This window comes from Neobacillus sp. PVCKKU3 (assembly GCF_058323225.1).
The window spans coordinates 1-10,186 of sequence record NZ_JBLVQN010000075.1; the positions used below are offsets into that span (position 1 = coordinate 1).

At 40.4% G+C, this 10,186-nt stretch carries 11 protein-coding genes; 4 read left to right on the forward strand and 7 right to left on the reverse strand.

Translation table 11 applies throughout. The annotated features are described in order from the left end of the window. From ACNQGS_RS28510 to ACNQGS_RS28525, 4 genes are all read right to left on the reverse strand, one after another. Positions 1–1,351, reverse strand: a 1,351-nt coding sequence (locus ACNQGS_RS28510; protein WP_491490322.1) for an amino acid permease, incomplete at its 3' end; no start/stop codon positions are given. A gap of 312 nt (positions 1,352–1,663) precedes the next feature. After that, the gene (locus ACNQGS_RS28515) at positions 1,664–2,263 is read right to left on the reverse strand and encodes an NADPH-dependent FMN reductase (RefSeq protein WP_491490323.1); all 600 of its coding nucleotides are present in this window, start codon (positions 2,261–2,263) and stop codon (positions 1,664–1,666) included. A 23-nt stretch (positions 2,264–2,286) separates the two neighbouring features. Then, entirely contained in the window at positions 2,287–3,351 is a 1,065-nt protein-coding gene (locus tag ACNQGS_RS28520; protein WP_491490324.1) for an LLM class flavin-dependent oxidoreductase, read from the reverse strand. 35 nt (positions 3,352–3,386) lie between these two features. Beyond that, positions 3,387–4,235 (reverse strand): VOC family protein, encoded by an 849-nt coding sequence (locus ACNQGS_RS28525; protein WP_491490325.1) that lies wholly within the window; start codon positions 4,233–4,235, stop codon positions 3,387–3,389. A 196-nt stretch (positions 4,236–4,431) separates the two neighbouring features. Here ACNQGS_RS28525 and ACNQGS_RS28530 point away from each other — a divergent pair, with 196 nt between their 5' ends. Then, on the forward strand, positions 4,432–4,734 hold the full coding sequence (locus ACNQGS_RS28530) for a winged helix-turn-helix transcriptional regulator (RefSeq protein ID WP_491490326.1): 303 nt from the start codon (positions 4,432–4,434) through the stop codon (positions 4,732–4,734). Between the two features lie 281 nt (positions 4,735–5,015). After that, positions 5,016–5,999: a DUF3231 family protein gene (locus ACNQGS_RS28535; RefSeq protein ID WP_491490327.1), complete on the forward strand. Its 984-nt coding sequence runs from the start codon at positions 5,016–5,018 to the stop codon at positions 5,997–5,999. Positions 6,000–6,134: 135 nt separating this feature from the next. Here ACNQGS_RS28535 and ACNQGS_RS28540 read toward each other — a convergent pair whose 3' ends face one another. The 3 genes from ACNQGS_RS28540 to ACNQGS_RS28550 all read right to left on the reverse strand — a co-directional run bounded on the left by ACNQGS_RS28540 (position 6,135) and on the right by ACNQGS_RS28550 (position 8,213). Further along, positions 6,135–7,052: a ketopantoate reductase family protein gene (locus ACNQGS_RS28540; RefSeq protein WP_491490332.1), complete on the reverse strand. Its 918-nt coding sequence runs from the start codon at positions 7,050–7,052 to the stop codon at positions 6,135–6,137. 155 nt (positions 7,053–7,207) lie between these two features. Further along, the gene (locus ACNQGS_RS28545) at positions 7,208–7,885 is read right to left on the reverse strand and encodes a DUF1129 family protein (protein ID WP_491490328.1); all 678 of its coding nucleotides are present in this window, start codon (positions 7,883–7,885) and stop codon (positions 7,208–7,210) included. Continuing rightward, positions 7,875–8,213: a PadR family transcriptional regulator gene (locus ACNQGS_RS28550; RefSeq protein WP_491490329.1), complete on the reverse strand. Its 339-nt coding sequence runs from the start codon at positions 8,211–8,213 to the stop codon at positions 7,875–7,877. The genes ACNQGS_RS28545 and ACNQGS_RS28550 overlap by 11 nt, the downstream gene beginning before the upstream one ends. 343 nt (positions 8,214–8,556) lie before the next feature. On the opposite strand from ACNQGS_RS28550, the gene ACNQGS_RS28555 reads away from it, so the two are divergent. Together ACNQGS_RS28555 and ACNQGS_RS28560 are read left to right on the forward strand one after the other, a co-directional pair. Continuing rightward, entirely contained in the window at positions 8,557–9,126 is a 570-nt protein-coding gene (locus ACNQGS_RS28555; RefSeq protein ID WP_491490330.1) for a sigma-70 family RNA polymerase sigma factor, read from the forward strand. Further along, positions 9,123–10,145 (forward strand): DUF4179 domain-containing protein, encoded by a 1,023-nt coding sequence (locus ACNQGS_RS28560; protein WP_491490331.1) that lies wholly within the window; start codon positions 9,123–9,125, stop codon positions 10,143–10,145. Before ACNQGS_RS28555 ends, ACNQGS_RS28560 begins: the two co-directional genes overlap by 4 nt. Positions 10,146–10,186 lie beyond the last annotated feature (41 nt).

Here is a 10,186-nt window from a genome sequence, read left to right on the forward strand (position 1 = left end):
TCTGTCCCTTTTTATACCCTATATAAAGAATCAGAAACCAAATAGGCGCTACGTATAAGGCTATTCGCATTTCTGGGATAAATGCCATTAAGATGATGACAAGTGCTAGAAACGTTAGGGCTAAATAGGTTGACAATGGATAGAACGGAATTTTAAATGCTAGTTTTTCTATTTCTTTTTCTGTTTTCGATTGTCTGAACTTTAATTGTGCTATCAGGATAATCGTCCAGCTAGTGATAACCGCAACTGTGGCAATAGAAGAAATATATAAGAATACTTTTTCAGGAACGATATAATTCAAAACTACTGCCACCAATAAAATGAATGACGAGAAAAGGACGCCGCGTCTCGGACTGCCACTCTTGCTAAGCTTTCCGAAATATTGCGGACCGTTATTTTGCAATGATAAGTTATATAGCATCCTTCCCGAACTGAATAACCCACTATTAAAAGCAGATAATGCTGCTGTTATGACCACAAAGTTAATGATATCAGCGGCACCAGGAATTCCAACTTTGTCAAAAATCAACACAAACGGGCTTCCCTTCGTGCCAATCTCATTCCAAGGATATAAAACCATCATGATACCTAATGCACCAATATAAAAAATCAAGATCCTCCAGACGACATTGTTGATGGCTGATGGAATCGACTTTTCAGGATTTTTTGCCTCCCCTGCTGTAATTCCAACCAATTCTACCCCGCCAAAAGAAAACATGACAAGAACCAATGACATTAAAATACCTTTGATTCCGTTTGGCACAAATCCCCCATGAGTCCAAAGGTTTTCAAAAGCGATCGGCTGACCTCCATTGCCGAAGCCAAAAAGGATAATTCCCAACCCAAGAAGAATCATTCCAATAATGGCAACCACTTTAACCAGAGCAAACCAAAATTCAAACTCGCCAAATGCTTTTACATTGGCAAGATTGACCATTGTAATGACGACAAGTACCGCCAGTGCTGTCAGCCATTGCGGAATATCTGGAAACCAGTAATTCACATAGACGCCGGCCACGGTTATTTCAGCCATTCCAACGACAACCCACATAAACCAATAGGTCCACCCCGTGAAGTAACCTGCAAACGGCCCTAAATATCGATGGGCGTATGAACTAAACGAGCCCGAAACCGGCTCGTCCACTGCCATTTCCCCCAGCGCTCTCATGATCGTGAAAATAACCAAGCCTCCGACTAAATATGAGAACAAAACGGATGGACCAGCCATTTGAATGGTGGCACTTGAGCCATAAAACAGCCCAACCCCAATCGCACCCCCAAGTGCAATTAACTGGATATGCCTATTATCTAAACCTCGCTGCAACTTCTCACTTTGATGATTTTTCCCCAACCCTTACTCCTCCTGCCTTTATGCCTCTACTAATTTGCTTCTATTATTACCTTATTTAAGAGATTATAATTATTTAAGAATTTTCAAGCAATGATGCAAATTAACGCTTTACTGTATTAAATGATGCATGGGAATGATGCATGGGGACGGTTCTTTTGCCTCATCCTAATGGTGCCTGCTAAGGACCCTTGTTCGTACAAAGCACCACATATATATCTGAAAAAACAAGAATTGATGCATGAGAACCGTCCCCATGCCTCAAAAAAATAGAGGCTGCTCAATTTGAGTCAGCCTCTTTGGTGATTTTCTGTTTTATCGTAGTGTTTTTAATGCTCCGCTCCACGCATTAACTTCTTCAAGCATGGCATTTACATTGTTGAGATGTAATTCTTGTGGTTTAAATTCAGATCCGTTTACAAAATCAGTAAATAAGCTCAAGGTTGGATGTGTGCGGACATCCGCTACTTTTTGTTCGGCAAGAATTCCACGCAAATGTTCTGCTGCGCGAGCACCACCAGTGGATCCATAACTTACAATACCAGCTGCTTTGTTGTACCAAGCTTCACGAGCAAAATCGATCGCGTTTTTTAACGCTCCAGTAATACTGTGGTTGTATTCTTGAACGATGAATACAAATCCATCAAGGCTTGCCAATTTCTCATTCCAAGCAGCAATGCCTGGTTCTGATCCATCAGTAGTTCCTAAGAAAGGAAGATTAAAGTCGGCAATATCGACGATTTCATAGTTCGCATCGCCGCGCTTATCAGCGATTCCTTTAACCCATTCTCCAACCTGCGGGCTTACACGACCTTGGCGTGTGCTGCCTAAGATAATTCCGATGTTTAATTTTTCAGTTGTCACGGTTATTTCCTCCTTCGTTTGTTTCCCAAATAGTTTGTCTATAAAGCCCATTTTCATTACACCCCTAAAAATTTTTATTTACTTGTTTCTCTCCGCACGATTGGCGCTACTTCTGTCGCCAACAGTTCAATTCCTTCAGCTATTTTCTTAAATGGAATACCGCCTATATCAATTTGCGCCATAAACCGCTGATGCCCAAAAAGTTCGTGTTGTCGAAGGATCTTCTCCACAATCTGTTGTGGGCTTCCTACAAACAAGGCGGTATTTGGGGCTGTCATATGTTCAAAATCTGATTTTGATATTTTTCCACTTGTCATCCCGCGCTGGCGGTTTACAGAAGACCAGTAGTTTGAATAGTAAGGGTAAAATTCATCCTTGGCTTGCTGGGTTGTTTTTGAAATATACCCGTGGCCTGTAACGCCTACCTTTAATTTTTCCAAATCATGCCCCGCAGCAATGCCCGAATTACGGTACAGTTCTACCAGTGGCTTAAAACGAACTGGATCGCCGCCGAGTATGGCCAAAGCCATCCCAACACCTAATCGGCCGGCACGGGCCGCGCTTTCAGGCGTTCCTCCTACACCAATCCAAATAGGTATCTGATTTTGGAAAGGCCGCGGAGCAATTTCAGCATTTTTTAAAGATGAACGAAAATGGCCATCCCATGTAATTCGCTCGTTTTCATTTAGCTTTAAAAATAAATCAATATTCTCAGAGAACAAGGCATCATAGTCATTTACGTCATACCCGAATAGAGGGAAGGATTCTATAAATGCCCCGCGCCCTGCCATGATTTCTGCCCTTCCTTCTGAAAGCAAATCCAGTGTAGCAAAATCTTCAAAAAGGCGAACAGGATCAACTGTGCTTAATACGGTCGTAGTACTTGTCAATTTAATTCGTTTGGTTTTTTGCGCAATGGCGGACAATACGACTGGAACGGCAGACGTGGCATAGTCTAAGCGGTGATGTTCACCCACTCCAAACACATCAAGTCCAGCTTCGTCGGCGAGTGTAGCCGCAGCCATGATTTCCTTTATTCTTTGCCCTGCACTGACCGTTTGACCAGTAGTAGGATCTACACATATATCTCCAAGTGTATATAGGCCAATTTCTATTCCAGTATTTCTTTCCTGTCCCATAACAGCTAATTCCCCCAGTTATGATGGATAATTTTTCAAACCTTCAGAATGATGCGGTTACCTGAAGGATCAGAAGTAATGAAAGAACCATTTTCTTCAGCAACAGATGCTCCAATACTCTTCAGTTGATTTATTATATTATTTCTCTTTTCCTCATTTGCCAGCATGAGTGTAAATGTGTCAAGCCCAACACTATTAGGAGAAGGTGCAGGCGCGCCTACCCCATTCCAGGTATTTAAGCCAATATGGTGATGGTATTTGCCATCCGAAATGAAAAGTGCCTGACTTCCAAATCGGTTTACCACTTCAAATCCAAGACCTTTTATATAAAACTCTTCTGTCTTTTTTAATTCGGAAACATGTAAATGGATATGTCCCATCACCGTGCCCGCCGGCAGCCCTTCCCATGCGGGCTGTTTCCCTCCAGAAAGCAGGTCTGTGAAATTCAACGGGTCAACCGCCATTTCCACTTCTCCCTTTTTCCAATTCCACACGGAAGGGTCACGGTCAATATAAATCTCAATTCCATTTCCATCAGGGTCAGATAAATAAAGAGCTTCGCTCACAATATGATCGGATGAACCGAACCGCAAGCCGATTTCTGCAAAATGCTGCACGATTCTTGCTAAATCAGAACGATTTGGAAGAAGCAGGGCATAGTGGTACAATCCGGTTGTTTTTCCCTGCTTAGGAATAATGTTCTCTGGTTGCTGTATGGATAATAAAACGGTCTTTCCATCAGCAGTAAGGCTAGCGGACCTTTCGGTTTGTTCCAATACCTTAAAACCAATAACCTGTTGATAAAAAGCTAATGAACGTTGTAAATTTTCTACCTTTAGGTTCACTTGACCTACAAATGTAATAGGTTCACGATGAAAGTTCATTTTAAACGCCTCCTTTTATTCAGCTTTCTCTAAAAGACGAAGAAGCTATCTATAGTTGAAACACAATTTATTAGTTAGTTACTTTATGTAAGTAAGTATATTGCGATAAGTTAATAGTGTCAAGTTAGTAATTTGTAAAAAAGAATTTAATTATTTTTAAATATGATTATAATAATTAGTAAGGAGTTGATTTCAATTGGATAAATCGATTTGTCCTCGATTTGAAAAAGCCATGGGGTTATTGAGCAAACGATGGACTGGTATGATCATTTACCAGCTTTTATCTGGCCCGCAGCGTTTTTGCACCATTGAATCTTCCATTGGTGTCAGCGGCAGAGTGCTCTCAGAAAGGTTGAAGGATTTGGAAAATGAGGGAATCGTAAAACGGGAAGTCTTCCCGGAAACTCCAGTCCGAATCGAATATTCCCTAACCGACAAAGGCCTAGCACTAAAACCACTAATGAACAGCATAGAAGACTGGTCACAAAACTGGTTGTGATGCATGGGGACGGTTCTTTTGCCTCAAATATTTTTCTCGACAAACAGAATACAAAACCTATAAAAAAGGGCAGACTTCCACTATTAATTGTAATGGGAGTCTGCCCTTTTTATTGATGCATAGGGACGGTTCTTCTGCCTCATCCTGCAATCCGCACATCTTTGCCGTGTTTGTGCTGGGTGAGTGCGAAAACTTCTCAAAACACCTGAAATGATGCATAAGAACCGTCCCCTTGCCTCAATTTAACAATATGAAAAAAATGAATGATTTAGGAGAGAATTATGGAGTTTAAACCAACGGCTGGAGAGATTTCGAATATTTGGCGATACATTATTGGGAATCAGGCACATCTTTGTTTCCTTGAGCATTGGATTCCTCACGCGGAAGATGAAGACCTTAAAATGATATTACAACGCTCTAAGGATCTAGCACACCAAATTGTTAATGAAGGTTTAGAACTGTATGTGAGAGCTGGTTTTCCTCAACCAATTGGGTTTACTATTAAAAAAGATGTCATAACAGATGCACCTAGATTAATGTCTGATAAACTGGTGCTTTTCGTACTTCAGACCCTCTCTGAATATGGAGTATATGGCTACGGATTAACAATAGGGAAAACTGAAACACCTGAAGTTCTTGCCTATATAAAAAATTGCCTTTTTAATTCGACTGAACTGTACCAAACCATTACAGAAGCAATCCATAAAAAGGGGTACCAGCATCAACCTGCCTTTATTGCCCCACCTAAACAGTCTGAATTAGTTCAAAAACAATCCTTCCTAGCAGGTTGGTGGGGAGAACAACGCCCCGTAAGTGCCATCGAAATTGATAGCCTAATCTATAGTCTTCGAGGAGTTATGTTAGCAAAAATAATGCTTATAGCATTTTCGCAAATTGCAAAAGATCCGAAGGTTCAAAAGTATTGTAAAAGAGGGAAGGAATTAGCAGCAAAGCGCGTGGAGAAACTCCAATCTCTAAATGCAACCGAGAACTTGCCTTTTTTAGCTACATATGAATCTGAAATAACAGACTCCTCCACTTCGCCATTTTCAGATCAATTAATTATGTTTGAAGCCCTATCTCTTGTCGAAATCGCCATTATCAGGTACGGAAACGCCTTAAGTGTCGTTGCAAGAAGAGATTTAAGCGCTATGTTTGCCTCCTACATCGTGGAAACGGGTACCTTCCTAGATGATGGACTAAGTCTAATGATTGAAAAAAAATGGTTCGAACAGCCTCCAATGGCTTCCGAACGTAACACATGATGCATGGGGCATGATGCATGGGGACGGTTCTTATGCCTCAAATTTTTCGAAAATCCCAGAGTGGAAACCAATAAACAAAGGGTTAGACTTCCGCTACTTCATAGTAATGGGAGTCTGCCCCTCTTTGTTTACTAATTAATACTTACTTTCCATCAATTTAATCCGCTCGTAAAGCTCTTTATTGACCGGCGTCGGAATTCCAAATTTCTTCCCTAATTCCAAAACCGTGCCAGAGAATAAATCCACTTCACTGAATCGTTTTGCTTCAACATCTTGAGCCATTGACGGCTTTCCTTCAGGACTCAACGTGCCCAGCACCGTTAACCAATAGTCTAAGTCTGCCTCCGTTAAATGGACTCCTTCTTTCTCAGACAGTGCAATGACCTCACGCATAGCAGCAATCATCGTATCTCTTGCTTGTCCCTCCCGCTGTATTTCACCATAGTCGCTCCTGTAAACAGCAACCGTTTGATTCACACCAACGTTAAGCATAAATTTGCCCCATAATCTTTTCTTCATATCTTTGTCTACCTGATAAGGGAGTTCCATTTTTTCAAAAAATGCCGCTACACTCTTGACCTTATCTGAAAACACCCCAATTTCCCGGTCTCCAAAACAGATCATTCCCTTATTGGCATACGTTAGCTCATTTCCAACTTTTACGGCGTCCATACCTTGTGCGACACTGTATAGGATTTTATTCATCCCAAACGCTTTGCCAATAACAGCCTCACTGCTGATGCCATTTAGCAGTAATAAAATGATGGTGTTTTCTCCGACATGATTTCTTGCAGCTTGGATCGAGTCCTCCAACCCATCATATTTCACCGCAAAAATCAATAAATCGGCAGGTTCGCCTTTTTCCTCTGGTGTTACATAATGGAATTCACAGTGTTCACCATTACAATAAACCCCGTCAGTTTGATACCTCACAATTCGATCCTGATCGGCAATAATCCTTACATCATTCTTTGGCATTTTCCTGGTCAAATGATGGCCAAACAAAATCCCTAAAGCTCCTAATCCAATAATCGATACCTTTCTTATTTCCATGACAGCCTTAATTCCTTTCTCATTTTGATGCATGGGGACGGTTCTGCTGCCTCATTCCGCGGTCTGGCACAAGGTCCGCATTCGGTATATGTTGCAATATTCTTCCGAACGAAATCCCCTTAATTGATGCACAAGAACCGTCCCCTTGCCTCAATTTATTTTGTAATACAATATTTGCGGTCTAACCATTTGGAGATGCTGAGTGCAGCGACTCCGATAAATAGGTATAGAAAGCCTCCAACTTCTATTACATATCCAAAGTTAGGAATAAGTCTAGGGAGAAAAACCATACCGAGTATGGATAGTGTCATAATGAAAGATAATAAGGCAAAATCTTTCACTTTATTGGATACTTTGTAAATAGATTGTTGCAGCCATTTTAAGATTAGAACCACATCAAGGAAAATGATACAAGCAACGATTATAAACGTAACAATGGCTGTACCGACATACACTGTCTGATCGCTATTTTTAAAATAGTGGATAATAATGTCTCCTATTCCATTCACTACAGCTATTATGCCTGCCAGCTTCACTAACAAAAAGCCAATAAAATAAGCTGTGCTTTTCCCCGATTCTTTAGGTAACTGCTTGATCATTTCATCACAGTAAGCAGATGGATTCTCTCCAAATATATCCACAGCTCGTTTTCCTTCTTTCTGTGCCTCTAGGATATGATCTAAAAGCTCCATTAATAATTCTTCTGATTGCTGCTCCGAAACGGCCATACTCGCTCGAATATACACGAGCATATTACCGTAATATTCTTCATTTTCTTTCGCCAATTCTTTTCGTTTACGATTATTTAGTTCAATCAACTCTTTAGCGTCCATCCTCAAACCCCCTATTTAACAATTTATCTACAGGTTTCTGAATATTTTTCCATTCTTCTCGAAATTCAGCTATTGCCTTTTCCCCTTGAATAGTAAGTTGGTAGTATTTCCGTTTAGGACCTGTTGGGGAGGCGCGCATTTCACCTTTAATTAACCCCTCCTTTTGGAGCCGAAGCAAAATGGGATAAATGGATCCTTCACTCACATCATTCAAGCCAAATTGTTGAAGTTTCTGTGATAGTTCATAACCATAAACCGTTTCTTTTTCAATGATTGATAGAATACATCCTTCCAAAATCCCTTTTAATAATTGGCTTCTTAGAGACATAAACGTTTCGTCCTTACCGCTATCTTGTAATACAAGATACTGTATTTTAATTTAGCTACCTTGCAAAACAAGATAGCCTAATATTACTCATGATATCCTATTTTTGGTAATCAGTCAAGTCTTGATGCATGGAGTGGGAACATCCACGGGACACTTCTACTGCCTCATATCGCGTCCGGCCCAAGTTCCGCATTTGGTACCTGGTGCAACATATTTTTGATGCAAAAGAACCGTCCCCATGCCTCATTATTGTAAAATAAATTCAAAGTAGTTGAGAATATACCGATGGTTGCTTCGTTATAGTTAGTGAAAAAGCTTTTTCAAAAAATGAAGGAGATATAATATGGCCGTTTCTAACAAGAATTTTATTAAACGCTTAAAAAAGCAAAAAGAAGATGCCCTGGAGTATGTCATTGATGAATATATGCCCTTTGTCAAAGCCATTTCACTGAAAATATTACAGCCGCTTAGTAAACGTGATGCTGTCGATGATTGTATAAATGATGTGTTTTTAGAGGTTTGGAGAAACAGCCATCAATTTAATGGAGATGAAGCAGATTTCAAAAAATGGATTGGCACCATCACAAAGTATAAAGCCATCGATTACTATCGGATCTTTGAAAAACAGACGGCACGCGAAGCTTCTCCCGTTGAACTTGAACAGATTAGTTCACCTACGAGTTTACAAAAGTCCGTATTAGATCGGGAACAAAAAAATGAGTTACTTTTTGAACTATGCAAACTCGCTGAACTAGATCGCGATATTTTTATCATGAAATACTATTTAGAGATGAGTAATAGTGAAATTGCCGATTCCCTGCATTTATCAAAAGCTGCAGTCGATAATCGATTGTATCGTGGGAAGAAAAAATTAGCGGAAAATATGAAATTGAAGGAGCAATTCATTATATGAGTTACTATAAAAAGTTAGCGAATCTCAATATTGACGAAATCGAACCTGTGGCAGTCAGTGAGATTGAAAAAAAACGCGTGAAACAGCATGTTATGGGAGTGGGCGCAAAGAAGAAAATAAAGGTTTTTAAATATATGGCAGTGGCAGCAACGATTGCACTTGGGGCCGCGATTGGTGCCAATTTTGCCGTACCATCACTCGCATCCCAAATTCCATTTATGAATAATATTATGAATTACTTTAAAGATGAAAACTCTTATACTAGCAACTATTCCAATTTCGCAACATCTATTTCACAAACCCAGTCAAGTAATGGTGTATCCATCATGATTGAGGATGCTGTATTCGATGGATCGTCGATTACTGTTTCTTATGCGATTGAAACCGATAAAGATTTAGGAACAAATCCTAGCATGTCATCAGCATTCAATGTAAAGGGCGCAGAGGCAATTGGGTCCGCTGGCACGATGAAAAAAGTCAATGCCACCACGTATGTAGGGACGGAAAAAATAACGCCGACGTTTCGTGGAAGCAAACCTGACCGTATTGAAATCAGCTGGGAACCGGGGGCATTCAAAAATCTAGAAACAAAAGAATCCGTTGCAGGGGATTGGCATTTCGCATTTGAAGTGTCCGCTTTGGAAAACAAAACGAAACTTGTGAATCAGTCCGTTACCAATCATGGTGTTTCAATTAAAATTAAGTCTATTGAAACGAATGGTTTATCGACAGTGATCCACTACGAACAAGTGGTGGAACCCCGTATTCTAGACAAATGGCCGCATGTAACCGCAGAAATTAAAAATGTGCAAGATGATTTAGGAAACAGCTACAGCGTCGATGGGAACGGCGGTGTCAGCCGTGACAACGGAGTATCCTTTGAATGGAGCAGTACAATCAAATCCATCAATCCAAACGCAAAATCACTTACACTTGTACCAGTCATCTACTTCTCCCTTGGCTCAGGAAAAGGCTTAGAAACAAAAGAAATGGATCCTATCACTATCGAACTAAAGTGATGCAGAGGGACGGTTCTTGTGCCTCATTTTTTTGAGGCACA

Excerpts from the sequence above, each read along its gene's own strand:
- ACNQGS_RS28515 (WP_491490323.1), bottom strand. The coding sequence starts at position 2,263 with ATGGGCTTTATAGACAAACTATTTGGGAAACAAACGAAGGAGGAAATA.
- ACNQGS_RS28550 (WP_491490329.1), bottom strand. The coding sequence starts at position 8,213 with ATGTCTCTAAGAAGCCAATTATTAAAAGGGATTTTGGAAGGATGTATT.
- ACNQGS_RS28525 (WP_491490325.1), bottom strand. The coding sequence starts at position 4,235 with ATGAACTTTCATCGTGAACCTATTACATTTGTAGGTCAAGTGAACCTA.
- ACNQGS_RS28555 (WP_491490330.1), top strand. The coding sequence starts at position 8,557 with ATGGCCGTTTCTAACAAGAATTTTATTAAACGCTTAAAAAAGCAAAAA.
- ACNQGS_RS28520 (WP_491490324.1), bottom strand. The coding sequence starts at position 3,351 with ATGGGACAGGAAAGAAATACTGGAATAGAAATTGGCCTATATACACTT.
- ACNQGS_RS28545 (WP_491490328.1), bottom strand. The coding sequence starts at position 7,885 with ATGGACGCTAAAGAGTTGATTGAACTAAATAATCGTAAACGAAAAGAA.
- ACNQGS_RS28535 (WP_491490327.1), top strand. The coding sequence starts at position 5,016 with ATGGAGTTTAAACCAACGGCTGGAGAGATTTCGAATATTTGGCGATAC.
- ACNQGS_RS28560 (WP_491490331.1), top strand. The coding sequence starts at position 9,123 with ATGAGTTACTATAAAAAGTTAGCGAATCTCAATATTGACGAAATCGAA.
- ACNQGS_RS28540 (WP_491490332.1), bottom strand. The coding sequence starts at position 7,052 with ATGGAAATAAGAAAGGTATCGATTATTGGATTAGGAGCTTTAGGGATT.